Below are 26634 nucleotides of genomic sequence, written 5' to 3'. Positions count from 1 at the left end.
ATTCGGTAGGTGGGTACCTGGCGGGACGTGAGAGCAGCTCGCATCGGGTTCTCCGGTTCAGTCGTGGGTCGGTGCTCCTCCATGGCAGCAGGCGGTGACCGCTGGTGGCAAAGGGTTTTCAGGCGAGCAGGGGCCGGACCTCGCGGCCGACCCAGCCGGCGAAGTCCGCCGCGTCGGTGGCGGAGGTCGGCTGGACGACCACGGTGGTCGCCCCCAGCTCGGCACAGCGCAGCACGGCGGCGGCCACCGCGGCAGCGTCACCGACGACGGCCCGGCCCCCGGTCGGCTCGAGCCCCCAGGCCGCCAGGTCGGCAGCCACGCGGTCGTCGGCGCCGGGACCCGTGTCGGCCATCAGGGTGTGGACGACCTCGGGCGCGGGGGCGTCGGCGGGGCGGGCGGCGCGGACCGTCGCGACCGCCGAGCGCAGGTCGTCGAGGCCGAGCCCGCCGGCGAGCAGGATGCCGTCGACGAGCCGGCCGGCGAGGGCGAGGGTGCGGGGCCCGTGGCCCCCGCTCATCACGGTCACGGGTGTCGTCGGCGGCCAGTCGAGCCGGACGCGGTCGAGGCGGACGTAGCGACCCTGCGTGGTCATTTCCTCGCCCACGAGCAGGCGCACGAGCGCCTCGGTGTACTCCTCGAGCAGCGTCATGGGCGAGGCGACGCGGGCTCCTGCCTGCGCCATCCAGTCCTGCACGCCGTGCCCGACGCCCGGGACGAAGCGCCCGGGGAACAGCCGGGCCAGGGTGGCGACCTCCATGGCGGTGAGCGCGACGTTGCGCAGGGCCGCCGGCATGAGCCCGAGCCCCACGCGCACCCGGCTGGTCGTGGCCAGGGCGGTCGCGGCAGAGGCGATGCCGCTCTGCTTGAAGCAGTCCTCCCAGACCCACAGGTCGTCGAGGTGCTCGTCGGCCGCGCGTGCCAGCTCGGGCAGCGACTCCGGCGGCAGGGTCGGGACGAAGGCGATGCCGAGCCGCGGTGGGGTGAGGGGCGCCATCCCCGCATCGTGGCAGCGACCGCCGACGACTGCACCCAACCACGACCGCACCCACCGACGACCGCACCCACGGCTCGGTCGCGGACCTAGGGTGGGCCCGTGGGTGAGCAGACGGTCGACCGGTCGGGGGCGCAGGACACCGCGCGCCCGGACGACGTAGGGGTCGGACCGTGGCCCGGCACCTGGCCCGCCGGCGACCACTGGGACCCCGACCTGCTGCGCGACGGCGACCGCCGCAACGTCGTCGACCGCTACCGCTACTGGCGGCACGACGCGATCGTGGCCGACCTCGACACCCGCCGGCACGACTTCCACGTGGCCATCGAGAACTGGGGCCACGACTTCAACATCGGGTCCGTCGTCCGGACGGCCAACGCCTTCAACGCCAACGCCTTCCACATCGTCGGCCGCCGTCGGTGGAACCGGCGCGGCGCGATGGTGACCGACCGCTACCAGCACGAGCTGCACCACCCCACCGTCGCCGACCTCGTGGCCTGGGCTGCCACCGCAGGCCCGCCGGACGGCGAGGGCCGGCCCACCGGCATACCGCTCGTCGGCATCGACAACCTGCCCGGCTCGCTCCCGCTGGAGACCGCGACCCTGCCCCGGCACTGCGTCCTCGTCTTCGGCCAGGAGGGGCCCGGGCTGAGCGAGGAGGTGCGCGCCGCCTGCTCGCAGGTGCTGCACATCGAGCAGTTCGGTTCGACCCGCTCGATCAACGCCGGCGCCGCCGCGGCGATCGCGATGCACGCGTGGGTGCGCCAGCACGTCTTCGACCAGGTGGTGCCCGCGCAGAAGATCCCCGGCCAGGCTGTCGATCCGGCCGCCGCCCGTACGTCACCAGGGTGCACGCACACCCACTGACGAGAGGAACCAGCCATGACCCAGTACCTCGTTCTGCTGCCGAGCCCCGAGGGCCGGTACGCCACCGCGACCGAGCAGGAGAGGCAGGACCTGCACACGGCCCACAACGAGTTCGTCGAGCTGCTCGAGCGCCGCGGCCACAAGCGGCTCGGCGGCGCCCAGCTCACCCCGTCGTCGCAGTCGCGCGTCGTCCGGGGGAGCGCCCTCGACGACGTCACCCTGACCGACGGCCCATACGCCGAGAGCGCCGAGCAGGTCGGCGGCTACTACCTGGTGGAGACGGACGACGTCGAGGACCTGGCCCGCGTGTGCGGCCGGCTCCTCGCGACGCCGTTCCACCCGGCCATCGAGATCCGCCCGACCGTGGGCATGTGAGGGGAGCGACATGAGCGAGTACGTGGTGCTGATCGTGGGGGACGCCGACCGCTGGTGGACCACCATGGACGTCGACAAGCGCAAGGCCGGGTATGCCGAGTACGCCCGGTTCGCGGAGGAGCTGGCCAAGCGGGGCCACACCATCACCGGCGGCGCCGAGCTGCACGCCACGAGCGAGGGTCGGCGCATCCCGCCCGGCGGCGGTGCGGTCACCGAGGGGCCCTTCGCGGAGGTCACCGAGCAGGTGGGCGGCTTCTACCAGGTGCGCACCGACGACCTCGACGACCTGCTGGACTGCTGCCAGATCATCGCGGCCGTCGGCGACGGCATCGAGGTCCGCCGGGTCGTGACCCCCGAGGACCGGCCGTCGTGAGGCGACGGTGAGGTACGTCGTGCTCATGGCGTACCGGCCGGCGGAGTGGGAGGACGCGTCGGAGCAGGTCCGCCAGGAGCACTTCGACGCCCACCACGCCTTCGAGCGCTACGTCGACCGGCACGGCCGCCGGGTCTCCAGTGCCGCCCTCGCCGGCGCCGACCTGGCGACCACGGTGCGCCACCGCGAGGACGGCACCGTGGCCGTGACCGACGGTCCCTTCGTCGAGCTGGCCGAGCAGGTCGGCGGCTACTACGACGTCGAGCTGCCGGACCTCGACACCGCGATAGCCGCTGCCACGCTGCTGCCGCGGGGGTACACCGTGGAGGTCCGGCCGACCGTGCGGGTCGAGGGGTACGACGCGTCGTGACCGGCGAGCCCTCGTGACCACGGCCGGACCGGGACCCGACGAGCCTGCGCGTGACGAGCCGGTCGACAGCGGGGCCGCCGACGTGGCGCCGGCCGGGCACCAGCCCGCCGACGTCCTGGCGCGGGTCGTGCGCGAGGAGTGGGGACGCCTGGTGTCCCTGCTCCTCGCGCGGTTCCGCCGGCTCGACCTCGTCGAGGACGCGCTGGCCGACGCGGTCGAGGCGGCCGCCCGGCGCTGGCCCCGGGACGGCGTGCCGGACAACCCCGCCGGCTGGCTGCACACCACCGCCCGGCGCCGCGTCCTGGACCGGCTGCGGGGCGAGGCGATGGCGCAGCGCAAGGTGCCGCTGCTCGTCGTCGAGTCCGAGGGCGAGGCCGAGCGTGGCGGTGCCGTCCGTGCCGACCCGGGCGACCTCGTCGAGGACGACCTCCTGCGCCTGGTCCTCCTGTGCACCCACCCCGCGCTGGACCCGGCGGCCGCCAGCGCCCTGACGCTGCGGCTCGTCCTGGGCCTGGCCACGGCCGACGTGGCCCGGCTCTTCCTCGTGCCGGAGGCGACGATGGCGGCCCGGATCACCCGGGCCAAGAAGAAGATCGTGGCCGCCGGCATCCCGTTCACCGTGCCGTCCGCCGCCGAGCTCCCGCAGCGACTGGACGTGGTCGCCCAGACTGCCTACCTCGCGTTCACGGCCGGGTACGCCCCGGGCAGCGGGCCCGACGCGGTGCGCACCGAGCTCGCCGGCGAGGCGATCCGGTTGGTGCGGGTGGTCCTGACCCTGCGACCCGGCGAGCCCGTCCTCGTGGCACTGCTCGCGCTCATGCTGCTGCAGCACTCGCGGCGCGACGCCCGCGTCGACCCCGCCGGCGGCATCGTGCTGCTGCCCGACCAGGACCGCACCCGCTGGCACCGCGACGAGGTGGACGAGGCGCTCGGGCTGCTCGCCTCGCCGCACCTCACCGGCCCCATCACCGTGCAGGCGGCCGGGTATGCCGTCCAGGCCCGGATCGCGGCCGAGCACGCCACCGCGCCGACCGCCGGGCACACGGACTGGGTGCGTGTCGTGGCGCACTACGACCAGCTGCTCGAGCTCGCTCCCGGCCCCAGCGCCCGGCTGGCCCGGGCCGTCGCCGTGGCCGAGGCCCACGGACCGCAGGCCGGGCTCGCCGCCCTCGACGGCCTCGAGGACGAGCTGGCGCACGGCCACCGGCTCGCTGCCGTGCGGGCCGAGCTGCTCTCCCGCGCCGGCGACGTCGACGCCGCCCGAGCGGCATACGCCCTCGCCATCGAGCGCTGCGGCAACGACGCGGAGCGCGCCCTCCTGGTGCGCCGCCGGGACGCCCTGCCGACCTGAGACGGCGGGTGTCCGACGGGCCTGCGGACGTGGAAGGATCGGTGCGACGACGACGTCCACCGATGGCTCGAAGGAGACCCCATGCCCATCGCCACCCCCGAGGTGTATGCCGACATGCTGGACCGCGCGAAGGCAGGCTCCTTCGCGTACCCCGCGATCAACGTGTCGTCCTCGCAGACGCTCAACGCCGCCATCCGCGGGTTCGCCGAGGCCGGCAGCGACGGCATCGTGCAGGTCTCCACCGGCGGCGCCGAGTACCTCTCCGGCCCCACGGTCAAGGACATGGTGACGGGCTCGCTGGCGCTGGCCGCGTACGCGCACGAGGTCGCCAAGAACTACGACGTCAACATCGCGCTGCACACCGACCACTGCCCGAAGGACAAGCTCGACGGGTTCGTCCGGCCGCTGCTGGCCGCGTCGACCGAGCGGGTGAAGGCTGGCGGCACCCCGTGGTTCCAGTCGCACATGTGGGACGGCTCGGCCGTGCCGCTGGACGAGAACCTGTCGATCGCCCGCGAGCTGCTCGACCTGTGCGCGGCCGCCAAGGTCGTCCTCGAGATCGAGGTGGGCGTCGTCGGCGGCGAGGAGGACGGCGTCGCCAACGAGATCAACGACAAGCTGTACTCCACGCCCGAGGACGCCATCGCCACGGCGCGAGCGCTCGGCACCGGCGAGAACGGCTACTACATGACCGCGCTCACCTTCGGGAACGTGCACGGCGTCTACAAGCCGGGCAACGTCAAGCTGCGGCCCGAGGTCCTCAAGGCGGCGCAGGACGCGGTGCACCAGGAGTTCGGCACGCCGGACGAGAAGCCGTTCCACCTCGTCTTCCACGGCGGCTCCGGCTCGACCGCCGAGGAGATCTCGGCTGCCGTCGACTACGGCGTCGTCAAGATGAACATCGACACCGACACCCAGTACGCGTTCACCCGCCCGGTCGCCGGCTACATGCTGACCAATTACCAGGGGGTCTTCAAGATCGACGGCGAGGTCGGCAACAAGAAGCAGTACGACCCGCGCGCCTGGGGCAAGGAGGCCGAGGCCGGGATGGCCGCCCGCGTCGTCGAGGCCTGCGAGCACCTGCGCTCGGCCGGGACGCACCGATGACCGAGGGCCACAACCTGCTGGGCATCCCCGAGACCCGCCTGCCTGCCGATCCGGCGGCCGCGCAGCTGGAGCAGGGCGTCGCGGCCGACCAGGTCGCCGCGGCCCACCCGACCTCCTCGCTCGCCTGGGCCACCCTCGCCGAGGACGCGCTGGCCGACGGTCGCACGGTCGAGGGCTACGCCTACGCCCGCACGGGCTACCACCGGGCGCTGGACGCCCTGCGGCGGAACGGCTGGCGCGGCCAGGGGCCGGTGCCGTGGGAGCACGAGCCCAACCGCGGGTTCCTGCGCGCGCTCGCCGCCCTGTCACGGGCGGCCGGTGCGATCGGCGAGACCGACGAGGAGCAACGCTGCGCGCAGTTCCTGCGCGACTCCTCGGCAACCGGGGCGCGCGAGCTCGGCCTCTGAGAGGGCCCCAAGCGCGGAGATGCCGGGGGACCCGACTCTCGTCGGGTCCCCCGGCTCCGCCCCCTGCGCAGGCCGTGGCCTGCTGGGCTGCCAGCTCCCCGGTGCGTCCCCTGCCTCTCCAGGAGGGCTTGCAGCGACGCCCATTCTGCACGGCTTCGTCCCCAGAATGTGTCACTATGCTGCCATTGGACAGATGATGACAGGAAAGGGGTGGGTGGGTCCGTGACCAGCGACGACGCCATCGTGGTGAACCGGCTGTTCCACGACCCGGTGGCCCGCCTCCACGCCGTCCTCGAGCGGAGCGAGGGGGAGATCGAGCGCCGCCGGGCCGAGCTCGCAGAGGTGCGCCACGCCCTCCTGCAGCTGTCCTCGGAGACGACCGCGCCCGCCGGTGGGGGCGGCCCGACCCCCGTCTGGGAGCGCGTCGCCGCCGACCTCGCGCCGCCCGTGCTGCGCCAGCTGACCGAGCGCACGACGACGACCATCCGCAGCTGCGTCCTCAGCCTCGACGTGGGGCCGGGCCTGGACGAGGAGAGCGTCCGGCACACCCAGGAGATCCTGCGCTCGGGGCGCGTGCGCCAGCGCACCATCTACCCGGCGGACGCGATGGTGACCCCCGAGGGCCGGGCGTGGGTGCAGTCCTGGGCGGACGCGGGCGAGGAGCAGCGGGTGAGCCTGGTGCCGCCCAGCGACTTCGCGGTCTTCGGCGACGAGGCGGTGATGGCCGTCGCGGAGTGGGGCAACGCCGCCGCCGACTACGTCCTCATCCGCGAGCCGATGCTCGTCGCGGCGTTCACGACCCTGTTCGACCGGGCGTTCGAGCGCTCCCTGCCCGTGGCGCGCGACTCCGACGCGCCGGGCTCGGACCTGCGGCTGCTGCGGCTGCTCGGCCTCGGGCTCAAGGACGAGTCGATCGCGCGCTACCTCGGCGTGAGCCTTCGGACCGTGCGCCGCCGGGTCGCCGCGCTCATGGAGGTCCACGGGGCGCAGACCCGGTTCCAGCTCGGCCTCGCGGTCGCCCGGGAGGGTCTCGTGGACCCCACCGGTGGCGACGACCGGTAGCCTTTCGGGGTACCGGGCCCCTGTGCGTCCACGCCAGGGGCCTGTTGCCTGACCGGGCCCGCCACGGGCCGCTTGGACGACCGAGGAAGGGTGTGGGTATGCCGGCGATCGTGCTGGTGGGTGCCCAGTGGGGCGACGAGGGCAAGGGCAAGGCCACGGACCTCATGGGCTCCGACGTCGACTACGTCGTGAAGTTCAACGGCGGCAACAACGCCGGCCACACCATCGTCATCGAGAAGGACGGCAAGCGCGAGAAGTTCGCGCTGCACCTCCTGCCGTCGGGCATCCTCACGCCGACGTGCACCCCGGTGATCGGCAACGGCGTGGTCATCGACCTGGCCGTGCTGTTCCAGGAGATCGACGGGCTCGAGGCCCGCGGGGTCGACACCTCCCGCCTGGTGGTCAGCGCCAGCGCGCACATCATCCCCCCGTACAACCGCGTCCTGGACAAGGTGACCGAGCGCTTCCTCGGCTCCCGGAAGATCGGCACGACCGGCCGCGGCATCGGCCCCACGTACGCCGACAAGATGGCGCGCAACGGCATCCGCGTGCAGGACCTGTTCGACGAGAAGATCCTGCGCCAGAAGGTCGAGGCGGCCCTCGCGTTCAAGAACCAGGTCCTCGCCAAGATCTACAACCGCCGCGCGGTCGAGGTCGACGAGGTGATGGACGAGCTGCTCGGGTATGCCGAGCGGCTGCGCCCCATGGTCGCCGACACCTCGCTGGTGCTCGAGGAGGCCCTGGCCCGGGGCGAGAACGTCCTGCTCGAGGCCGGCCAGGCCACCCTGCTCGACGTCGACCACGGCACCTACCCGTTCGTGACGTCGTCCAACGCCACGGCCGGTGGCGCCTGCACCGGGTCCGGCATCCCGCCGACTCGGGTCTCGCGCGTCATCGCGATCCTCAAGGCGTACTCGACCCGGGTCGGCGAGGGGCCGTTCCCGACCGAGCTGTTCGACGACAAGGGCGAGTTCCTGCGCAAGACGGGTGCGGAGTACGGCACCACGACCGGCCGCCCCCGCCGCTGCGGCTGGGTCGACACCGTCGTGGGGCGCTACGCCACCCGCATCAACGGCGTCACCGACTTCGTCGTGACCAAGCTCGACGTGCTCACCGGCCTGGACACCGTGCCGATCTGCGTGGCCTACGACGTCGACGGTGTCCGGCACGACCAGATGCCGGTCAACCAGACCGACTTCCACCACGCCAAGCCGATCTACGAGGAGCTGCCGGGCTGGTGGGAGGACATCTCCACCTGCCGCACCTTCGAGGAGCTGCCGGCGAACGCGCAGGCCTACGTGCTGCGCCTTGAGGAGCTCATCGGCGCCCGGGTCTCGGCCATCGGCGTCGGCCCCGGCCGCGACGAGATCATCAGCCGGCACGCGCTGCTGGATGCCTGACCCGGCCGGTCGGTCCGGGGGTCGCCTCCCCGCGGGCCACCCGGTCCGCGGCCGCTACACCAAGTGGGGCGGGCGCCGTCACCACGGCGCCGACCTGGTCTACCTCGGCGCCGACGAGCACGGCGACTGGCTCGGTGATCCGGCCGGCAACGCCTGGTCCGGCGGCCCCAAGGAGTTCAGGAGCGTCACCGACAACGTGCTGCTCGTGCCCCGCGACCGCGGCATGACGGCGATGTTCTACCAGCCGCACCCCGAGCAGGCGTTCGAGCTGTACGTCGACATCACCACCCGCCCGGTGTGGGAGGGCGACCTCGTCACGGCCGTGGACCTCGACCTCGACGTCATCAGGCACTTCGACGGGACCGTGCTGGTCGACGACGAGGACGAGTTCGCCGAGCACCGGGTCACCCTCGGCTACCCCGACGAGGTCGCCGCCGGTGCGGTCGCCGAGTGCGACCGGGTCGTCGCGGAGGTCACCTCCGGGGCGGCGACGTTCGCGACCTCCACCGCCGCACCGTGGCGCCGGGTCCTCGACGGGGTCCTCGGCCGCTCCTGAGCTCCCCTGGCGCGGGCGCCTCGGGTGGTGACGCGGCCTGGTGGTGACGCGGCCTGGTGGTGACGCGGCCTGGTGGGGGGCACGGCCTGGTGGTGGCGCTGACCCCGGTGCTCCGGGCCGCCTCAGTCGACGGCGAGCACCGTCATACGGTGCGCCGCGCGGGTCAGGGCGACGTAGAGCACCCGGATCCCACCCGGCGACTCCCGGGTGATCTCGGGCGGGTCGACGATGACCGTGGCGTCGTACTCCAGGCCCTTGGTCGACATGGGGTCGATGAGCACGACCCGGCCGCCGGCGGCGCCGTCCACGTCGGCAAGCTGCGCGGCATACCGGCGCGGGGTGACGACCGCGACGGAGCCCTCGACGTCCTCGAGCAGGGCCTCGACGGCGTCGCGCACGGCGACCGCCACCTCCGCCGCGGTGGTGCGCGCCTCGACCGGCTGCACGCCGGTCTCGCGCACGGCTGCCGGGATGTCGGCGTCGGGCACCTCCGCCCGCACCACGCGCGCCGCGTAGTCGAAGATCTCGCGGGCGTTGCGGTAGTTGGTGTCCATGTGGAAGAGGCGGCGCTCCTGGGAGCCGAACGCCTCCTCGCGCGCGCGGGCGGCCTCCTGAGCGTCCGGCCAGGACGCCTGGGCTGCGTCGCCGACGACGGTCCACGAGGAGTAGCGGCCCCGGCGGCCGAGCATCCGCCACTGCATGGGCGACAGGTCCTGCGCCTCGTCGACGAGGACGTGGGCGTACTCGCCCGGACCCTCGACGCGCCCGTGCAGGAGCCGCTCGCGCGGTTCCGAGGGCGCGGTCCGCGAGCCCGCACCGCCGGCGGACCCCGCGGACGGGCCGACCTCGGCCACGCCGAACTGCGAGACGTCGTCGAGCTCCTCGATCTCGTAGAAGCCCCGCTCCTCCGAGGGCGCGTCCTGGACGGTGCCGAGCCGGGCCGCGAGGTCGTCGACCAGAGCCGCGTCGGCCACCGACCACGTGCCGGTCTCGAGCGCCTCGCGCATCGACGCGGCGAACAGGTCGGCCTCGTCGGGCGTCAGCACGCCCTGGCCGTGTCGGCGCACCAGCTCGGGGTCGGCCAGCCAGAGCAGCACCTCGCGCGGGTCGACCTGCGGCCACCACTGCTGCAGGAACGCCTCCACCTCGAGGTGCCCGTCGAACCGGTCCATGAACTCGGCGCGGTCGCCCTCGCGGACGCTCGCCCACGCCGCCTCGGCGAGCGCGGCCTCGACGGCCTTGGTCGCGAGGTTGCGCTGCCGGTCCCGCAGCACCCGGCTGCGGATGCGGTCGAGGGCCGGGGTGTCGACGCGGACCGCGTGCCCGGCGACGAACGCGCGGAACACCTGGGGGGCGTCGGGCACCCGGCCCCCGGCGGCGCGCGCCAGCAGGCGCCGGATGCGCAGCGAGCCCTTGAGCGCGGCCACCTCGGGGGAGTCGAGCCGGGTCGCGGTGATGCCGTCGACCACGTCGCCGAGCGACCGCAGGGTCACCGACTCCTCACCGAGCGAGGGCAGCACCCGCTCGATGTATGCCGTGTACGCGGACGAGGGACCCACGACGAGGATGCCGCCGGACTCGAAGCGCCGGCGGTCGGAGTACAGCAGGTAGGCCGCACGGTGCAGCGCGACGACCGTCTTGCCCGTGCCGGGGCCGCCGGTGATCTCGGTGACGCCCCGGGCGCTGGCGCGGATGGCCTCGTCCTGGTGGCGCTGGATGGTCGCGACGATGTCGCGCATCTGCGCGCCACGGCTGCGGGTCAGGGCGGCGAGGAGGGCGCCGTCACCGACGACGACGAGGTCGTCGGGTGCCTCGGCGACCATGAGGTCGTCCTCGACGCCGACGACGTCAGGACCCTTGCAGCGCAGCACCCGGCGGCGCAGGACGTCCATCGGCTCGACCGGGGTCGCGCGGTAGAAGGCGGCGGCCGCGGGGGCGCGCCAGTCGACGACGAGCGGCTCGTAGTCGTCGTCGCGGACCCCGAGCCGGCCGATGTAGCGCACCTCGCGGTCGGGGGGCGCTCCCTCGCGGGACAGGGCGTGGTCGAGGTCGAGCCGGCCGAAGACGAGCCCCTCGTACTGCGTGTCGAGGGTGGAGCGGCGACGGGCCGCGTTGAACACCAGCGCGTCGCGCTCGAAGAGACCGGTCAGCTCCTCGTCGCGCACGTCGCCCGTGCGGTCGGTGCGGCCGCGCGCCAGGCCGTCGGCCTCGACGAGGCCGGCCCGGGCCTGGGCCTTGGCGAGCTCGGCGTAGACGAGGTCCACATGGGCCTGCTCGACGGCGATCTCACGGGCCACCTCCGCCGTGTCGGCGCGGGTGGTGTGGTCCGAATCGGTCACGAAAGGTCTTCCTGTTGTCCCTCCTGCGAACGCACGAGTCTAGCCCGGCGCCGTGCGCGCTCGTGCGCCCTCCACGGCATACGGACCGGCATGACGGCGACCACCGTCGACCCCGGTCCGGTGCCGGGCAGGGGAGCCGGGTGCCGACGGGCGAGCTCGGCTCCGCGTCCCGGGGGCGGGCTCAGATGAGGCCGCGACGCGCGGCCTGCACCCCGGCCTGGAACCGGGTCCCCGCCCCGAGCTGGTCCATCAGCGCGCGCACCCTGCGCTCGACGGTGCGCTGGGAGATCCCCGTCTGCCGGGCGATGGTGGCGTCGGTGGCGCCCGCCGCCATGAGCGCCAGGATCGTGCGGTCGCGGCGGTCCCCGCCCTGGGCCGTGCGGTGGAGGGGTGAGCCGCTGTCCCAGAGCTGGTCGGCGAGGGCGATGAGCGCGAGCACCATCGGCCGGGCGCGCACCACCACGGAGCCGAAGCCCGAGGGGTCGAACTCGCTGAGGTCGACCACGGCAGCGGTGTCGTCGACGATGACGGCCGAGAACGGCACCGCGCTGTTGAAGCGGGCCCGCTCGCCGCCGCGCTCCCTGGCCTCGAGCACCTCGAGCACGTTGTCCACCTCGAGCACCGCGGTGTCGTAGACCGTCGTGTAGTCCAGCGTCGTCCCGCCCACGCCCCGGCTGGTCTCCTCGTGCGAGTGCAGGGGGCTGGCGAAGACGGCCCTGGTGCGCGGCGAGAGGGTGCGGAAGGTGCGGATGCGCTCACGTCCCGACGCCACGGCCTCGGCCGTCGCAGCGGCGATCTCGTCCATCGAGTCCAGCAGCCGGATGGCGCCCGCGTCCCGGCCCCGCGACGCCGCCCGCGCCTGGAAGAAGACCTGGGCGAGCTCGTGGGCGGCGGACCGGGCCTCGCGGGCCTGGCGTTCGTAGGCGAGCGCGAGGGCGGGCAGCGAGATGTCCGGGGGCAGCACCTCGATCTCGCCGCCGGCGTGCACCCGCAGCAGGCCGCGGTCGGCCAGCAGCCGCAGGGCCAGGTCGACGAGCGGGGCCTGCATGCCCTGGGCGAGCAGCAGCGAGCGGCTCGGCTCGGGGTGCTGCACCACGGCGAGGTAGACCCGCGTCACGGTCTGCTCGGCCTCGCTGCTGTCGAGGTCGAGGGCCGCGGCGAGGTCGGCCGGTGTCGGTCCCGTGCGCGGCGGGTCGTCCGGTGCTGGCGGGTCGACTCCGGCCATGCGGCACATCGTCACCCGCCTGGCGTCTATCCGTCAATGACGCAAGTCCGCCAGCTTTGGGCTTTACCCGCACGCGCCGATGGTCCACTCTGGTCGCAGTCGACCTTGTCGACCCACGTGCTTGGTTGCAGGTTCCCCCGCCAGGTGACCGCACGTCGGCTGCGCGGCGTCCCCGGGAGAATGTCCCCCCTGCCTCCCCGGGACGCCGCGCTCTTTCTTCGTCAGGGGGATCGGCCCCGGCCCTCTACGCTGACCCCGTGAAGGTTCTCGTCCTCGGCTCCGGTGCCCGCGAGCACGCCATCGTCAAGGCGCTGGGCGCCGACCCGGCCGTCGACGCCGTCGTCGTCGCGCCCGGCAACCCCGGGATGGACGCGGTGGCCCTCTGCGAACCGCTGCCCGGCGGTATCAGCGACTCCGCCTCGGCCGTCGAGGTCGCCCGGCGCCACGGGGTCGACCTCGTGGTGGTGGGACCGGAGGCCCCGCTCGTCGCCGGCGTCGCCGACGCGCTGCGCGAGGCGGGGTTCGCCGTGTTCGGGCCGTCCGCGGCCGCGGCCCGGCTCGAGGGCAGCAAGGCCTTCGCCAAGGACGTGATGGCCGCGGCCGAGGTGCCGACCGGCCTGGCGCGCGTGTGCACGACCGTCGAGGAGGTCGCCGACGCCCTCGACGCCATGGGCGCGCCGCACGTGGTCAAGGACGACGGGCTCGCGGCGGGCAAGGGCGTCGTCGTCACGCAGGACCGTGAGCAGGCGCTGGAGCACGCGCGGGCCTGCCTGGCCAAGGACGGCGGCCGGGTCGTCGTCGAGGAGTTCCTCTCAGGGCCGGAGGTGTCGCTGTTCTGCGTGAGCGATGGCCGCATGGTGCTGCCCCTGGCCCCCGCGCAGGACTTCAAGCGGGTCGGCGACGGCGACGAGGGGCCCAACACCGGGGGCATGGGCGCCTACTCCCCGCTCGACTGGGCGCCGGCGAGCCTGGCCGACGAGGTCGTCACCCGGATCGCCCAGCCGACGATCGAGGAGATGGCCCGTCGCGGCACCCCCTTCGTGGGCGTCCTGTTCGTGGGCCTGGCCCTGACGCCCCGGGGCCCGCGGGTGATCGAGTTCAACGCCCGCTTCGGCGACCCGGAGACCCAGGTCGTCCTCGCCCGCCTCACCACCCCGCTCGGCGCGCTCCTGCACGCGGCCGCCACGGGGACGCTGGACGACGTCGGCGCCCTGTCCTGGTCCAGCGAGCACGCCGTGACCGTCGTCGTGGCCGCGGCCGACTACCCCGCCACGCCCCGGACCGGCGACCCGATCACCGGCATCGAGGACGTCGACGACGTGCCCACGGCATACGTCCTGCACGCCGGCACCGGCCGGGCGGACGACGGGACGCTCGTCTCCGCCGGGGGCCGGGTGCTCTCCGTGGTCGCCCTGGGCGACAGCCTCAGCCAGGCGCGGTCGCGGGTCTACGAGGCCGTCGAGCGGATCGCCCTGGAGGGGTCGCACCACCGCAGCGACATCGCGCTCGCGGCCGAGCGCAACGAGCTGCACGTCGGGTAGCGGCTCTCGCCGTCACCCGGCTCACGGCTGCGCGAGCAGCACCGCCACCTCGGGGTAGTGCTCCGGCGGCCCGTACCCGTGCTCGACCAGCCAGCGCACGTTGCCCAGGCACCGCAGCGACCACCACGCCCGGACGAGGTCCCGGTCGACGTCGGTGCCGTAGCCGTCGAGGACGTCGTCGAGGTGCTCCGGGTGCCCGAGCGTGAGCGTGGCGAGGTCGTACAGCGCGTCGCCGTGTGCGCCCTCCGACCAGTCGAGGATGCCGGTGACCTCGTCGCCGTCGACGAACACGTGGTCGACCTGCAGGTCCCCGTGGACGAAGACGGGCGTCCACGGCCGCAGGGCGGTCTCGGCGAGCCGGCGGTTGTGCAGCACGACCTCGGCCGGGAGGACGTCGTTCGCGACCAGCCAGTCGCACTCCCGGGCGAGCTCCGCCGCGAGGGCCTCGGGGTCCCGACCGGGCCACGGTGGCAGCGGCGCGTCGTGCAACGCCCGGACCGCCGCCCCTGCCGCGGTCCACGCCCCTGGGGACGCGCCGGAGGGCTCGCCGAGGTGCCCGAGCGGCACCCCCGGCAGGGCGGCGAGGGCGAGCACGGGCGGGTTGTGCCACAGCACCTTTGGGGTCGGCACGGGCGCCAGCGCCATAGCGTCGACCTCGACGTCCGCGCGGGCCTGGTCGGTGTCGACCTTGAGGAAGACGTCCCCGACCCGCAGCGTCGCGCGCTCGCTGTGGGCGACGACGACCTCGACCTGCTCCACGCCCCGCATGATGGTCGGGCAGGGCCGCCCGCGTCACCGGGTTTTCCCCAGCCCCTGCCAGCGGCGCCTGCCAGCGGCGCCTGCCAGCAGCGCCTGCCAGCGGCGCCTGCCAGCGGCGCCTGCAGGCGCCCCCTGCCAGCGGACTGTGGACCCGTGCGCTCGGCGGGCCTCGTCAGGCGGCGGGCCCGGCGGCGCGTCGCGCGAGGGCCAGCCCGGCAGCCGCCGCCGCGACCGACCCGGCCATGATCACGGCGAACACGCCGCCGCCGAGCTGGTCGGCCCGCCACGCGATGACGGCACCGGAGGCTGCGAACGCCACTGCCTGGGTGACCGAGGGTGCGAGGAACGACGCGGCCGAGTTCCGTCCCTGGTCCGCCTCGGTCGACAGGGTCAGGACGTGGTTGCTGATCGCGGGGGAGCTGATGCCGGTCCCGATGCCTGCCACCGCCCACGCGGCCAGGCCGAGCCACATCGGCACCACCTCGAGCGAGAGGGCCACGGGCCCCAGCATCCCCAGCGTGAGCAGCCCGAAACCGATGCGCAGGCGCGTCGCCACGGACGTGCGGTCCTGGACCACGCGCAGTCCCTGTACCTGCGACCCCAGCGCCCAGAACAGGCCGGTGATCGTGAGGCTCACCCCAGCCGCTGCGGGACCGGCGTGGTGCACCTCGGTGAGCATGAGCGGCAGGAGTCCGCCCGTGGTGCCGAACGCGGCGCCGAGGAGCCCACGCGCCGCCGTGAGCGCGGGTATGCCGGGTGCCCCCGTCAGGGTGCCGGCCGGCAGGATCGCGCGCAGGGACGGCACGAGGGCGGCGATTCCGACGAGGACGAGCAGGCCGCCCACGGGTCCCTCGAGGCCGCCGCGCGGGAGCAGTGAGCCCCCTGCCGTCAGGGCGGCGAGGCCGGTGGCGGCGACGACGGCCCAGCCCGCGGCCCTCGACGGCACCGGGCCCTCGGGCTGCGACGGTCCGTCGGCGGCCGGTGTGGCCACGCCGGTCGAGGCCACGGAGGACGACCCGGAGGACGACCCGCCGGACCGCGCCGGCGCGCTCGACATGGCCGGGCGGAGCAGGGCAGCCACCGGGCCCAGCAGCACCACGCCGATGAGGAACACGGCGCGCCAGCCGACCTGCTCGGCGACGAGCCCGGCGATCGATGGGCCCAGGAGCGAGGGCAGCACCCAGGCGGCGGCGAACGTGGCGAACACCTTGGGACGCAGGGACGCTGGGAGCGCCCGTGCCACGAGGACGGTGAGGCCGACGTCGAAGAGGCCCTCCGCCAGCCCACCCAGCAACCGACCGCCGACGAACAGGGTCATCGTCGGTGCCAGCCCGCTGAGCAGCTGGCCGGCCACGAAGGACGCCATGCCGGCGAGCAGCACCGGCCGGGGGCCGCGACGGTCGCTCCACAGGCCGGCGACCGTGGTCGCGACGACGAAGGTGACGAGCGGCGCGGCGCTCGCGGCCCCGAACAGCCACAGCCCGTCGAGGTCGCGCGCCACCGTGGGCAGCACCGTGGAGACCGCGCGGTTCTCGAACGCCCCGAGCGTGACCAGCGCGACCGCTCCCGTGGCGAACGGGAGGTGCTCGCGGGCGAGCAGCGAGGGGCGGGTCTCGGGGGGTGCGGTGGCCATGCCGGACAGTCTGGAAGTTGAAGTCCACTTGAAGTCAAGCCGGTTCCGGTGAGCGCTCCGGCAGGCTGGCCCCACTGCTCTGGCAGGCCTCCCCGACCGGTCTGGCAGGGTGGCCCAACCGGACCGGGGCCTCACCGCGTCTCCCGCACCGGAAGGGGAGGTGCAGTGAGGACTGATCTCGAGGAGGAGTTCCGCGCGTTCGCGACGGCCGCGATCCCGCGGCTGCGCCGGGTCGCGCTGGCCACGTGCCGGGACCCGCACCGTGCGGACGACCTGGTCCAGACGACGCTGGAGAAGCTGTACGCCGTGTGGCCGCGGGTCCACGGCGTCGACGACCCGTTGGCATACGCCCGCACCACCCTGGTGCGCTCGCTGGTCTCGGAGCAACGACGGCACTGGTGGCAGCGGGAGCGCTCGACCGCGGACGCCGGGCACCACGTCGTCGCCGCCGCGCAGACCGAGCGCGTGGAGCAGCGGCTGGACCTGCACGTCGCGCTGTCCGCGCTGCCCGAGCGGCAGCGGATGGCCGTCGTGCTGAGGCACCTGGAGGACCTGTCGGTGGCGGAGGTCGCGCGGCTCATGGGCTGCTCCGAGGGCACGGTCAAGAGCACGACGAGTGACGGGCTGCGGGCGCTGCGCTCCTCGCTGGAAACCGTTGGGGGACGAGGGAAGTGATGGGGATGGACGACACGATGGAGCGGGTGCCCGAGCGGTTCCTGCGGCAGTACGAGGAGCAGCTCGCGGCACCGTCGTTCTCGGTCGACGACCTGGTCGCCGGGGGGCGGCGACGGGTGCGCCGCCGTCGGGCAGCGGTGGTCACCGGAGTGGCGACCCTCGTCGTGGCTGTCGGGGGACTGCTCGCCGGTGCGGCTGTGTCGCAGGGCGGTGGGCGCCAAGGCCTGGCGCCCGCGGGCACGGGAGGGACCTCCTCGAGCGCGACGACGCCGAGCCCCCGTGGCTGTGTCACGCAGCCTGAGACGTGCGTGACCGTGGTGGCAGCGTGGTCGCGGGAGGTGGCCCACTCCACGGCGACCGTCCGCACGGAGGCGGCCGACGCGTACGAGCCCGGCACGGTGGTCATCGAGCAGACGGTGAGCTCCGTGCTCGGCATACAGGACGTCCACCTCTCGGTGGTCATCGCGCCCACGACGACGGAGCCGAAGGCCGGGAGCGGGGTTCCGCACGGGCCCGAGCCGGTCTCCCTGCCGGGCGTTCCCGGCCAGGCGGGCAGGCTCACATCGAACGGCGGCGGCAACCTCGTCGACAGCTACCGGCTGCCGTCGACGGCTTCACGACCCGCCGTCGAGGTTGTACTCAACGCCGCGAACCAGGGCCCCGTCGGCGGGTCGTACTCGGAGACGTCGGACGACGTCCGGGCCCCGGCGTGGTGGACCGAGGCGAACGTCGCCGACCTCCTGACCCGGCTCTACGGCTCGCAGGCGGTGCGCCAGGCAGGGCCGGGTGCCGAGGTCGTCGCGAGCCCGGGGTGCTCGCGTTCGCACGAGCGGTGCTCCGACCGGACCTGGGAGACGTGGGCCTCGAGCCAGCTCGACACCGGCGTCGCGGTGCAGGCGTGGGACAGCCTCTCCAGCGGCATCGGGCAGAACGACGTCCAGGGCTGGTACCAGTCGGTCCAGCCCCAGCCGTCGCGCGGCGAGCTCGTGACGCTGTCCATCGGCAAGGACGTCGCGCGCTACGGCGGCCTCTCCGGGGACGACCGCGCCGATTCCGGCTCGGTGCGACGGGTCGCGCTGCCCTGGGGCGGCGAGGGTGAGGTGCAAGAGTGGTTGGACCGGACGACCCGTCGCCAGCTCTGGCTGGTGCCGGCCACGGCGAGTTCCGGCGAGATGCGGCTGGTCGTCAGCAGTCCGAGCGTGTCCGTCAACGACGCCAAGGGGCGACCGCAGCCACTGCTGCCGCGCTGGACCGACGAGGCGGCCCTGACCCTCCTGAGCGCGGTGCGGTGACCGGGCTGGGAGGATGTCGGACATGACGTCCTCCCGGCTCGACTCGCCGCCGGCCCTGCCCGGCTACGCCCACGTCTACTCCGGCAAGGTCCGCGACCTCTACGCCCCGCTGGACCCCGCCACCGGCCAGGCCCGCGACGACCAGCTGCTGCTGGTCGCGAGCGACCGGCTCTCGGCCTTCGACTTCATCCTCGAGACGCCCGTGCCCGACAAGGGCGCCGTGCTCACGCAGCTGTCGCTGTGGTGGTTCGAGCAGCTCGAGGACCTGGTGCCCAACCACCTCGTCTCCACCGACGTCCCCGACGAGGTCGCCGGGCGCGCGGTGCTCGTGCGCCGGCTCGAGATGCTGCCGGTCGAGTGCGTCGCGCGCGCCTACCTCACCGGAGGCGGCCTGCGCGAGTACCAGGCGGACGGGCACGTCAGCGGCATCCGGCTCCCTGAGGGCCTGGTGGACGGTTCGCGGCTGCCCCAGCCGGTGTTCACCCCGTCGACCAAGGCGCCGGAGGGCCAGCACGACGAGCCGATGTCGTATGCCGCTGTCGAGGCTGCCGTGGGTCCGGACGTGGCCGCGCGGGCGCGCGACCTGACCACGCGGATCCTGGCGCGGGGCAACGAGATCGCCGCGGAACGAGGCATCCTCATCGCCGACACGAAGGTCGAGTTCGGTCTCGACGGCGACCAGCTGGTCCTCGCCGACGAGGTCCTCACCCCGGACTCGTCACGGTTCTGGCCGGCCGACCAGTGGGAGCCGGGCCACCCGCAGCCGTCGTTCGACAAGGAGTTCGTCCGCGAGTGGCTGATGTCGCCGGCCAGTGGCTGGGACAAGGCGTCCGGCGAGGCGCCGCCGCCGCTGCCCGAGGACGTCCTCGAGCGGACGCGCGCCAAGTACGTCGAGGCCTACGAGCGCCTGACCGGCCGCACCTTCACCGCCTGACCCGCGCCTGGCCGACCGCACCCTTCACCGCCTGACCCGCGCCTGACCGGCCGCACCTTCACCGCCTGACCCGCGCCTGGCCGACCGCACCCTTCACCGCCTGACCCGCGCCTGACCGGCCGCACCTTCACCGCCTGACCCGCGCCTGGCCGACCGCACCCTTCACCGCCTGACCCGCGCCTGACCGGCCGCACCTTCACCGCCTGACCCGCGCCTGGCCGACCGCACCCTTCACCGCCTGACGCGGGCCCCACTCCCGCGTCCGCCAGGATTGGGAAGGCGTCCCCGCCCACCTTCATGTCCTGACCACCGGCTGACCCGCCACCGATCGGGGCCGACTCCGTTGTGCGCCGTCGCCCGGGCAAGCCTCGGCCCCCGCCCGGGCGGGCGGGGTGCGGGGCGGGGTCATGGCAGGGGAGGGCCGCTGCCGTCCATCGGGTCTAGCCAGCGTGGGACGGTCCCCGCGCGGCGGAGTGCCTCGAGCCGGTCGTCGTAGGAGCCGTACGTCAGGTCCCACTCCACCTTTGGCCCCGAACCCCGGTCCACGACCGCACCGGCATACCGGCCCTGGTGGACCACGGTGTGGTGCGCGCGACACAGCAGGGCGGCATTCGCGACGTCGCTGCGACCTCCGTCGGCCCAGTGCACGAGGTGGTGCGCGTCGGTCCAGGCGGCAGGCTTCGAGCACCCGGGAAAGCTGCACCCGCCGTCCCGCAGCCACAGGTGGCGGATCTGGCCGCGCTTGAACAACCGCTTGGCGCGCCCCTGCTCGAGCACCTCGCCCCGCGATCCGAGCACCGCCGGGACGACGTCCGCGTCGCAGGCGAGTCGGCGCACCGCCTCGACCGTGAGCAGGTCGCCGGCAGTGGTGAAGCCCGAGCCGCGGCACCGACTCGCGAGCACGTCGAGAGCCACGGTCACTACCAGGCTCGTCTTCGCCTGACGCGGTACGCCGTCCGGTGCCTCCACAGCCCGCAGGACCAGGTCGACCAGGGCATCGGCCCGACGTGCGGCGGGAGTGCGCTGGTCGAGGTCGCCGGTCTCCTCGTCGCGGGACGGCTTGGCCAGCGCGTCGACCGCGGCGTCGACGACAGCGGCCCCCTCCTCGTCGAGCAGCAGCGTGTAGCGCGACAGACCCATCGGCCCCGGACCCTTCACCAGTGAGCGGTGCGCTCGGCGAACTGCGGCGTCGTGCTCGACGAGCCGGTCGGGTCGCAGCAGGTCGCTGGTGTGCCGCACGGCTACCGCCAGGACCTTCTCCGGGAGGCCGCCCGGGCCGCGAGCGCCGTCGACGAGGTCGTGGGTCGCGCCGTCCAGCACCCTGGCGTCGGCCATGCCCCGGTACGACCGGTGGAACCGCACGAGCTGGGCCGCCTTCGCCACCGGCACGACGTCCTCGAGCCCCTCGCCCGTGCGGTCCACGGCGGCCGCGCGGGTGGCGCCGGCCACCACCTCGGCGAGGCGCAGGTCGTCCGCCGCGTCGGCCACCGTCTGGGCCTCCGCCAGGGCTCGCTCCCGGACGAGCGGGGCGTGCGCCCGTGCCCAGTCCAGCCGGTCCCAGCCCTCGCCCGAATCCCAGGCCGCGCCGGCCGGCCTCGGCCAGCGCCGTCACGAGGTGGGCGTCCACGCTGGCGGACAGCACCCCGAGCAACCGCACGACCTCGGCGACCTCGCCCTCGTTGAGGGCCCAGATGCGCTCGGGGGTCGACCGCGACAGCGCCTCGACCGCCGCACTGACCGCGCCGAGGACGGGGCGGGACGCAGGCTCGAGGCCCTGCCCTGCCCAGTCGTCCGGTGCGATCGCCATGGACCAAGGCTAGGGGCGACCACCGACAGTCAACCGCGACGACGTCGTGCGCCGGATTTCATTGGCCCACAATGGGTTCCGGCTACCGCACCAACGTCCCACTTGTTGCCACGTGGCCGTCGTCCTGGTGCATGATGCCGCCAGTTGTGACCACCAGATGGCAACAAGTGGGGAGCGGTGAACGGGCGCTGATCGGGCGTCCGGGCGGGCGCGCGTGGGCGGGCGCTCACTACGGCGTCCGGGCGCCAGGAGCGGGGAGCGGCGGCGTCAGTCCTGGCTGGTCAGCTCGTGCAGGAGCGCCGGCACGGCTCCGGGCACCTCCCGTGCGAGGAACCCAACCGTGCCCACCCGCCCGGCCAGCTCGTCGCCGGCCCGGCCGTGCAGGAAGGCGCCCCACACCGCGGCCTGCTCCGGCTCGGCACCGCGACCCAGCAGTCCCGCGACGATCCCGGCCTGGACGTCGCCGGAGCCCGAGACGCCGAGTCCCGGGCCGCCGGCGTCCGTCCACCACACCCGCCCGTCCGGTGCGGCGACCGTCTTCGTCGACCCTCCGCACAGCACGACCGCGCCGCTGCGCGAGGCCAGGGCGGCCGCCGCCCCCGCCGGGTCCTGGCCCACCTCCTGCGTCGGGACGCCCAGCGTCAGGGCCACCTCGTCGACGTTCGCGCTCAGGACGCACCCGTGCGCCAGGTCGTGGACGTCACCCCCGCCCTTGCCCAGGTATGCCGACGCCACCGCGTCGAGGACGAGCGGCGCCTCGAGCCGCGGGACCAGTGCGTGCAGCAGCGCCAAGGTCGCCTCGACGTCGGAGAAGCCGGACCCCACCAGCACCGCGTCCGCGCCGTCGGCCAGCTCCCGCAGCTCGTCGGCGGCCTCGGCCGCGAGCGACCCACCTCCATCCGTGGGCAGCGGGTGCACGAGCGCCTCGGGGACCGCGACCGCCAGGGCGGCGGCGACCTCGTGGGCCGTGGCCACCTGCAGCTTGCCACCCCCCGAGCGCAGCACCGCCTCACCGGCGAGGAGCACCGCACCCGGCGTGCTGGCCGTGCCACCCACGACGAGCACCCGGCCGCGGGACTCCTTGTCACCGCCGGGCCCGGGCAGCGGCCACTGCCGCAGCAGCGCCGGCGTGACCTGTTCGGTCGCCCCGCGGTTGCCGCCGTTCCCACCCGTCCTGTCGGAGCCGCCGGCCCTCACGCTGTCGCCCCGACCATTGCCGCCCCGACCACTGCCGCCCCGACCACTGCCGGCGTCCCGCTCAGCCATCGACGTCCACCCCCGCAGCGGCCGCGCCGCTCCGCTCGCCCTTGCTCGGCTCCTCCGTGTACTCGGCCCCGAACCGGTCGACCGCGTCGGTGTCGGCGAACGCCACGAGCCGCATGGCCCGCTCCCCGGCCCGGTACCTCGTGACCGAGCAGTTCGGCAGCCGCTCCCGCTTGTCGATGTCGAGCAGCTCGGCCTCGGTCAGGTCCTCCAGCACGTACCGGAACGACATGATCACCGCCTGGTGCGTGAACAGCCAGACCCGCCGCCCCTCGTACCCCTCGCGCAGGTCGGCCAGGATCGAGCGAACCCGCAGGGTGACGTCGCACCAGCTCTCGCCCGACGGCGGCTGGTAGTAGAACTTCCCGACGTGGTTGCGCCGCTGCGCCTCCGCCGCGTACTCCGCCTCGATGCCGCGCCACGTCAGCCGGTCGAAGGCCCCGAGGTCGCGCTCGCGCAGCCGTTCGTCCACGACGAGGTCGTCCGGCCCCGGCGCCCCGGACGCGCCGTCCCCCGGCCGGGCGGCGGCCGTCAGCGCCCGTTCGGCCGTCTCGGCGGCGCGGCGGTACGGCGAGGACACGACCACGTCCGGCCGGTCGTCCGCGCCGAGCTCGGCCAGGAGCCGCCCGACGGCGTCCGCCTGCTCCCTGCCCGTGTCGGACAGCGGCACGTCGGCGTCCCGCAGCTCGATCTCGAGCCGCTCCGCGCCCGCCTCGCGCGCCTGCTCGTCGGCCAGGTTGCCGAGGCTCTCCCCGTGCCTGACGAGCACCAGCTCGCTCGGCCAGCGGGACGTGGTGACCAGGGCTCCTCTGGGCATGGTGTGCCTCTCCTCGGGGACGTCGTGGCTGCCCCCTACCCCGTATGCCGCCTGCTCACCCCTCCGTCGTGGCTCCCGTCGTCGAGGCGCTGACCCCGTGTGCCCTGACCGCGTCGTCCGTCCCGGGCGCCCGCGGGGCGGACCGCGCGGCATACCCGGTCCGCGGCGCCGATAGACTCGCCCCCGGCAGCCTCCCCTCGTCCCAGGAGACACCCGAATGGGCCACGTCGTCATCGACGTCATGTTGAAGCCAGAGATCCTCGACCCCCAGGGTCAGGCCGTCGGCGGGGCACTGCCCCGGCTCGGCTTCGACCAGTTCACCGACGTGCGGCAGGGCAAGCGCTTCGTGCTCACCGTCGACGGTGACGTGACGGACGAGCACCTCGCCGCCGCGCGCGAGGCAGCCGAGAAGCTGCTCTCCAACCCGGTGATCGAGGACGTCGTCTCGGTGCGGGCGCTGGACGAGGACCCCGGCCAGTGAAGGTCGGGGTCGTCACGTTCCCGGGGTCGCTCGACGACCGTGACGCCGCCCGCGCGGTCCGCGCCGTCGGCGGCGAGCCGGTCAGCCTGTGGCACGGCGACGCCGACCTCAAGGGCGTCGACGCCGTCATCCTCCCCGGCGGGTTCTCCTACGGCGACTACCTGCGCTGCGGCGCCATCGCCCGGTTCGCCCCCGTCATGGACGAGCTCGTCCCGGCCGCGCAGGGCGGCCTGCCGGTCCTCGGCATCTGCAACGGCTTCCAGGTGCTCACCGAGTCGCACCTGCTGCCCGGCGCGCTGATCCGCAACGACCACCGCAAGTTCAACTGCGTGGACACGACGCTGCGGGTCGAGAACGCGCAGACGTCCTGGACCTCCGACTTCGAGCAGAGCCAGGAGATCACCATCGTCCTCAAGAACGGCGAGGGCGGGTTCGTGGCCGACGAGCGCACGCTCGACGAGCTCGAGGGCGAGGGCCGCGTCGTGTTCCGGTACGTCGTGCCCGAGGGCGACCGGAACCCCAACGGCTCCTACCGCGACATCGCCGGCATCACCAACGAGCGCGGCAACGTCGTCGGGCTCATGCCCCACCCGGAGCACTGCGTCGAGGAGGGCTTCGGCCCCAGCCTCGACGGCCTGCCCTTCTTCACCTCGATCCTCAAGCAGGTTGTCAACTCGTGAGCACCACCACCGGACACGCCACCGACCGCCCGCACGTCGACACCGTCGAGCACGCCGCGCAGACCCCCGGGGTCGAGCAGCCGTGGGCCGAGCTCGGCCTCAAGCCCGACGAGTACGCCAACATCCGCGAGATCGTCGGCCGCCGCCCCACCAGCGCCGAGCTCGCCATGTACTCGGTCATGTGGTCCGAGCACTGCTCGTACAAGTCCTCCAAGGTGCACTTCTCGCTCTGGGGCGAGAACACCACCGACGAGATGCGCGAGAAGCTGCTCGTCGGCATCGGTGAGAACGCCGGCGTCGTCGACATCGGCGACGGCTGGGCGGTGACGTTCAAGGTCGAGTCGCACAACCACCCGTCCTACGTCGAGCCCTACCAGGGCGCCGCGACCGGCGTCGGCGGCATCATCCGCGACATCATGTCGATGGGTGCGCGCCCGATCGCCGTCATGGACCCGCTGCGGTTCGGCAACCTGCACCACCCCGACACCCAGCGCGTGCTGCCCGGTGTCGTCGCGGGCGTCGGCGGCTACGGCAACTGCATCGGCCTGCCCAACATCGGCGGCGAGGTCGTCTTCGACGACTGCTACCAGGGCAACCCGCTCGTCAACGCCCTGTGCGTCGGCGCCATGCGCGTCGAGGACATCCACCTCGCCAAGGCCTCCGGCGTCGGCAACAAGGTCATCCTGTTCGGCGCCAAGACCGGCGGCGACGGCATCGGCGGCGTCTCGGTCCTCGCGTCCGAGACCTTCGACGAGGGCGGCCCGACCAAGCGCCCGGCCGTCCAGGTCGGCGACCCGTTCGCCGAGAAGGTGCTCATCGAGTGCTGCCTCGACCTGTACAAGGCCGGTGTCGTCGACGGCATCCAGGACCTCGGCGGCGCCGGGCTCTCCTGCGCCACCAGCGAGCTCGCGTCCAACGGTGACGGCGGCATGCAGGTCGAGCTCGACCTCGTCCCGCTGCGCGACGCCAGCCTCCGGCCCGAGGAGATCCTCATGTCGGAGAGCCAGGAGCGGATGATGGCCGTCGTCGAGCCGGGGGCCAAGCTCGACGAGTTCATGGCCATCTGCGAGCGCTGGGACGTCGAGGCCACCGTGATCGGCGAGGTCACCGACGGCGACCACCTCGTCATCACCTGGCACGGCGAGGTCGTCGTCGACGTCCCGCCGCGCTCGGTCGCCCACGAGGGCCCGACCTACCACCGCCCGCTGGAGCGCCCGGCATACCTCGACGCGTTGCAGGACAACGGCGCCGGCACGCTGCCGAAGCCCGCCACGGGTGAGGCGATCGCCGCCGACCTGCTCACCCTCCTCGCGTCGCCGAACCTGTGCGACAAGTCCTGGGTCACCGACCAGTACGACCGCTACGTCCTCGGCAACACCGCGCTCGCGATGCCCGACGACGCGGGCGTCGTCCGCGTCGACGAGGAGACGGGGCGCGGCGTCGCCGTGTCCACCGACTGCAACGGCCGGTTCGCCAAGCTCGACCCGTATGCCGGCGCGCAGCTCGCGCTCGCAGAGTCCTACCGCAACGTCGCGACCGCGGGGGCCACGCCGCTGGCCGTCACCGACTGCCTCAACTTCGGCTCGCCGGAGGACCCGGGCGTGATGTGGCAGTTCCGCGAGGCGGTCAAGGGCATCGCCGAGGGCTGCAAGGCGCTCGGCATCCCGGTCACCGGCGGCAACGTCAGCTTCTACAACCAGACCGGCGACGTCGCGATCCACCCGACGCCCGTCATCGGCGTCCTGGGTGTCATGGACGACGTCGCGCGCCGTACCCCCAGCGGGTGGAAGACGCCCGGCCAGGTCATCTACCTGCTCGGCACCACCCGCGACGAGCTCGACGGCGGTGAGTGGGCGCACGTCGTGCACGGCCACCTCGGCGGCCACCCGCCCGTGGTCGACCTCGCCGCCGAGCAGCTGCTCGGCGACATCCTCGTCAACGCCAGCCGTGACGGGCTCGTCGACGCGGCGCACGACCTCTCCGACGGTGGCCTCGCCATCGCGCTCGCGGAGGCCACGCTGCGCCACGGCGTCGGCGCGCGCATCTGGCTCGAGGAGGTCTGCGAGCGCGACGGCGTCGACGCCTTCACAGCCCTCTTCAGCGAGTCCACCGCCCGCGCTGTCGTGGCCGTGCCTCGCTCGGAGGAGGTGCGGTTCACCGACATGTGCACCGCGCGCGGCCAGGCACACGCCCGGATCGGCGTCGTCGACGACCAGACGGACGGCCTCGACGTCCAAGGGCAGTTCAGCGTTTCGTACGCGGCGCTCCGGGATGCGCACACCGGCACCCTCCCGGCGGTCTTCGGTCGCTAACATCCCTCCATCGGGTA

At 73.9% G+C, this 26634-nt stretch carries 25 protein-coding genes; 17 read left to right on the top strand and 8 right to left on the bottom strand.

The features are described from left to right. Window positions 1–118 precede the first annotated feature (118 nt). Complete coding sequence (locus tag RKE38_RS07320; RefSeq protein ID WP_316006786.1) at window positions 119–994, bottom strand: LLM class flavin-dependent oxidoreductase; 876 nt, start codon at window positions 992–994, stop codon at window positions 119–121. Window positions 995–1093: 99 nt separating this feature from the next. On the opposite strand from RKE38_RS07320, the gene RKE38_RS07315 reads away from it, so the two are divergent. The 10 genes from RKE38_RS07315 (at window position 1094) to RKE38_RS07270 (ending at window position 8859) form a co-directional block, all read left to right on the top strand. Further along, window positions 1094–1858, top strand: coding sequence for a TrmH family RNA methyltransferase (locus RKE38_RS07315; RefSeq protein ID WP_316006785.1), 765 nt, complete (start codon window positions 1094–1096; stop codon window positions 1856–1858). A gap of 15 nt (window positions 1859–1873) precedes the next feature. Beyond that, window positions 1874–2233, top strand: a complete 360-nt coding sequence (locus tag RKE38_RS07310; RefSeq protein ID WP_316006784.1) for a YciI family protein — start codon at window positions 1874–1876, stop codon at window positions 2231–2233. A gap of 10 nt (window positions 2234–2243) precedes the next feature. Then, a complete protein-coding gene (locus tag RKE38_RS07305; protein ID WP_316006783.1) occupies window positions 2244–2606 on the top strand; it encodes a YciI family protein in 363 nt (120 codons plus the stop codon). A 7-nt stretch (window positions 2607–2613) separates the two neighbouring features. Then, a complete protein-coding gene (locus RKE38_RS07300; protein WP_316006782.1) occupies window positions 2614–2976 on the top strand; it encodes a YciI family protein in 363 nt (120 codons plus the stop codon). 13 nt (window positions 2977–2989) lie between these two features. Continuing rightward, the gene (locus RKE38_RS07295; RefSeq protein ID WP_316006781.1) at window positions 2990–4327 is read left to right on the top strand and encodes an RNA polymerase sigma factor; all 1338 of its coding nucleotides are present in this window, start codon (window positions 2990–2992) and stop codon (window positions 4325–4327) included. 81 nt (window positions 4328–4408) lie between these two features. Continuing rightward, window positions 4409–5434 carry a class II fructose-bisphosphate aldolase gene (gene fbaA / locus RKE38_RS07290; RefSeq protein ID WP_316006780.1) on the top strand — a complete coding sequence of 342 codons (1026 nt, stop codon included), beginning with the start codon at window positions 4409–4411 and terminating at the stop codon, window positions 5432–5434. Continuing rightward, window positions 5431–5841 (top strand): DUF3151 domain-containing protein, encoded by a 411-nt coding sequence (locus RKE38_RS07285; RefSeq protein WP_316006779.1) that lies wholly within the window; start codon window positions 5431–5433, stop codon window positions 5839–5841. The genes fbaA and RKE38_RS07285 overlap by 4 nt, the downstream gene beginning before the upstream one ends. A 222-nt stretch (window positions 5842–6063) precedes the next feature. Continuing rightward, the gene (locus RKE38_RS07280; RefSeq protein WP_316006778.1) at window positions 6064–6903 is read left to right on the top strand and encodes a hypothetical protein; all 840 of its coding nucleotides are present in this window, start codon (window positions 6064–6066) and stop codon (window positions 6901–6903) included. A gap of 98 nt (window positions 6904–7001) precedes the next feature. After that, on the top strand, window positions 7002–8303 hold the full coding sequence (locus tag RKE38_RS07275; protein WP_316006777.1) for an adenylosuccinate synthase: 1302 nt from the start codon (window positions 7002–7004) through the stop codon (window positions 8301–8303). After that, window positions 8296–8859 carry a DUF402 domain-containing protein gene (locus RKE38_RS07270; protein ID WP_316006776.1) on the top strand — a complete coding sequence of 188 codons (564 nt, stop codon included), beginning with the start codon at window positions 8296–8298 and terminating at the stop codon, window positions 8857–8859. The genes RKE38_RS07275 and RKE38_RS07270 overlap by 8 nt, the downstream gene beginning before the upstream one ends. Window positions 8860–8981: 122 nt before the next feature. Here RKE38_RS07270 and RKE38_RS07265 read toward each other — a convergent pair whose 3' ends face one another. Continuing rightward, a complete protein-coding gene (locus RKE38_RS07265; RefSeq protein ID WP_316006775.1) occupies window positions 8982–11198 on the bottom strand; it encodes a HelD family protein in 2217 nt (738 codons plus the stop codon). Window positions 11199–11379: 181 nt separating this feature from the next. Beyond that, complete coding sequence (locus RKE38_RS07260; protein WP_316006774.1) at window positions 11380–12423, bottom strand: helix-turn-helix transcriptional regulator; 1044 nt, start codon at window positions 12421–12423, stop codon at window positions 11380–11382. A 257-nt stretch (window positions 12424–12680) separates the two neighbouring features. On the opposite strand from RKE38_RS07260, the gene purD reads away from it, so the two are divergent. Beyond that, entirely contained in the window at window positions 12681–13964 is a 1284-nt protein-coding gene (purD, locus tag RKE38_RS07255) for a phosphoribosylamine--glycine ligase (protein ID WP_316006773.1), read from the top strand. Window positions 13965–13985: 21 nt separating this feature from the next. Here the strand turns inward: purD and RKE38_RS07250 are convergent, their stop codons facing one another. Next, window positions 13986–14732 (bottom strand): phosphotransferase family protein, encoded by a 747-nt coding sequence (locus RKE38_RS07250; RefSeq protein WP_316006772.1) that lies wholly within the window; start codon window positions 14730–14732, stop codon window positions 13986–13988. Between the two features lie 163 nt (window positions 14733–14895). Then, window positions 14896–16356: an MFS transporter gene (locus tag RKE38_RS07245; protein WP_316006771.1), complete on the bottom strand. Its 1461-nt coding sequence runs from the start codon at window positions 16354–16356 to the stop codon at window positions 14896–14898. Window positions 16357–16521: 165 nt separating this feature from the next. Between RKE38_RS07245 and RKE38_RS07240 the strand changes: the two genes are divergently transcribed. Genes RKE38_RS07240 through RKE38_RS07230 form a run of 3 tightly spaced genes read left to right on the top strand, consistent with a single transcriptional unit; the run spans window position 16522 to window position 19257 of the window. Continuing rightward, entirely contained in the window at window positions 16522–17031 is a 510-nt protein-coding gene (locus tag RKE38_RS07240; RefSeq protein ID WP_316006770.1) for a SigE family RNA polymerase sigma factor, read from the top strand. Then, window positions 17031–18323 (top strand): hypothetical protein, encoded by a 1293-nt coding sequence (locus RKE38_RS07235; protein WP_316006769.1) that lies wholly within the window; start codon window positions 17031–17033, stop codon window positions 18321–18323. The genes RKE38_RS07240 and RKE38_RS07235 overlap by 1 nt, the downstream gene beginning before the upstream one ends. A gap of 22 nt (window positions 18324–18345) precedes the next feature. After that, on the top strand, window positions 18346–19257 hold the full coding sequence (locus RKE38_RS07230; protein ID WP_316006768.1) for a phosphoribosylaminoimidazolesuccinocarboxamide synthase: 912 nt from the start codon (window positions 18346–18348) through the stop codon (window positions 19255–19257). Window positions 19258–19662: 405 nt separating this feature from the next. Here RKE38_RS07230 and RKE38_RS07225 read toward each other — a convergent pair whose 3' ends face one another. From RKE38_RS07225 to RKE38_RS07215, 3 genes are all read right to left on the bottom strand, one after another. Continuing rightward, entirely contained in the window at window positions 19663–20745 is a 1083-nt protein-coding gene (locus tag RKE38_RS07225) for an HNH endonuclease signature motif containing protein (RefSeq protein ID WP_316006767.1), read from the bottom strand. A gap of 586 nt (window positions 20746–21331) precedes the next feature. After that, the gene (locus RKE38_RS07220) at window positions 21332–22330 is read right to left on the bottom strand and encodes an NAD(P)H-hydrate dehydratase (protein ID WP_316006766.1); all 999 of its coding nucleotides are present in this window, start codon (window positions 22328–22330) and stop codon (window positions 21332–21334) included. Continuing rightward, complete coding sequence (locus RKE38_RS07215; protein ID WP_316006765.1) at window positions 22323–23144, bottom strand: histidine phosphatase family protein; 822 nt, start codon at window positions 23142–23144, stop codon at window positions 22323–22325. Before RKE38_RS07215 ends, RKE38_RS07220 begins: the two co-directional genes overlap by 8 nt. Window positions 23145–23361: 217 nt before the next feature. Here RKE38_RS07215 and purS point away from each other — a divergent pair, with 217 nt between their 5' ends. Genes purS through purL form a run of 3 tightly spaced genes read left to right on the top strand, consistent with a single transcriptional unit; the run spans window position 23362 to window position 26617 of the window. Continuing rightward, window positions 23362–23625 (top strand): phosphoribosylformylglycinamidine synthase subunit PurS, encoded by a 264-nt coding sequence (gene purS, locus RKE38_RS07210; RefSeq protein ID WP_316006764.1) that lies wholly within the window; start codon window positions 23362–23364, stop codon window positions 23623–23625. Then, entirely contained in the window at window positions 23622–24305 is a 684-nt protein-coding gene (purQ, locus tag RKE38_RS07205) for a phosphoribosylformylglycinamidine synthase subunit PurQ (protein WP_316006763.1), read from the top strand. Before purS ends, purQ begins: the two co-directional genes overlap by 4 nt. Beyond that, window positions 24302–26617 carry a phosphoribosylformylglycinamidine synthase subunit PurL gene (gene purL, locus RKE38_RS07200; RefSeq protein WP_316006762.1) on the top strand — a complete coding sequence of 772 codons (2316 nt, stop codon included), beginning with the start codon at window positions 24302–24304 and terminating at the stop codon, window positions 26615–26617. The genes purQ and purL overlap by 4 nt, the downstream gene beginning before the upstream one ends. Window positions 26618–26634: the final 17 nt, after the last annotated feature.

It is taken from the genome of Phycicoccus sp. M110.8 (assembly GCF_032464895.1).
Lineage (GTDB): Bacteria > Actinomycetota > Actinomycetes > Actinomycetales > Dermatophilaceae > Pedococcus.
This window is presented reverse-complemented; position numbering and strand designations above follow the sequence as displayed.

What these genes read in the sequence shown, in the direction of transcription:
- RKE38_RS07275 (WP_316006777.1), top strand. Translation starts at nt 7,002, where the DNA reads ATGCCGGCGATCGTGCTGGTGGGTGCCCAGTGGGGCGACGAGGGCAAG.
- RKE38_RS07250 (WP_316006772.1), bottom strand. Translation starts at nt 14,732, where the DNA reads ATGCGGGGCGTGGAGCAGGTCGAGGTCGTCGTCGCCCACAGCGAGCGC.
- RKE38_RS07270 (WP_316006776.1), top strand. Translation starts at nt 8,296, where the DNA reads ATGCCTGACCCGGCCGGTCGGTCCGGGGGTCGCCTCCCCGCGGGCCAC.
- RKE38_RS07220 (WP_316006766.1), bottom strand. Translation starts at nt 22,330, where the DNA reads ATGGCTGAGCGGGACGCCGGCAGTGGTCGGGGCGGCAGTGGTCGGGGC.
- RKE38_RS07260 (WP_316006774.1), bottom strand. Translation starts at nt 12,423, where the DNA reads ATGGCCGGAGTCGACCCGCCAGCACCGGACGACCCGCCGCGCACGGGA.
- RKE38_RS07230 (WP_316006768.1), top strand. Translation starts at nt 18,346, where the DNA reads ATGACGTCCTCCCGGCTCGACTCGCCGCCGGCCCTGCCCGGCTACGCC.
- purS (WP_316006764.1), top strand. Translation starts at nt 23,362, where the DNA reads ATGGGCCACGTCGTCATCGACGTCATGTTGAAGCCAGAGATCCTCGAC.
- RKE38_RS07235 (WP_316006769.1), top strand. Translation starts at nt 17,031, where the DNA reads ATGGGGATGGACGACACGATGGAGCGGGTGCCCGAGCGGTTCCTGCGG.
- RKE38_RS07320 (WP_316006786.1), bottom strand. Translation starts at nt 994, where the DNA reads ATGGCGCCCCTCACCCCACCGCGGCTCGGCATCGCCTTCGTCCCGACC.
- RKE38_RS07245 (WP_316006771.1), bottom strand. Translation starts at nt 16,356, where the DNA reads ATGGCCACCGCACCCCCCGAGACCCGCCCCTCGCTGCTCGCCCGCGAG.
- fbaA (WP_316006780.1), top strand. Translation starts at nt 4,409, where the DNA reads ATGCCCATCGCCACCCCCGAGGTGTATGCCGACATGCTGGACCGCGCG.
- RKE38_RS07310 (WP_316006784.1), top strand. Translation starts at nt 1,874, where the DNA reads ATGACCCAGTACCTCGTTCTGCTGCCGAGCCCCGAGGGCCGGTACGCC.
- RKE38_RS07285 (WP_316006779.1), top strand. Translation starts at nt 5,431, where the DNA reads ATGACCGAGGGCCACAACCTGCTGGGCATCCCCGAGACCCGCCTGCCT.
- RKE38_RS07215 (WP_316006765.1), bottom strand. Translation starts at nt 23,144, where the DNA reads ATGCCCAGAGGAGCCCTGGTCACCACGTCCCGCTGGCCGAGCGAGCTG.
- RKE38_RS07305 (WP_316006783.1), top strand. Translation starts at nt 2,244, where the DNA reads ATGAGCGAGTACGTGGTGCTGATCGTGGGGGACGCCGACCGCTGGTGG.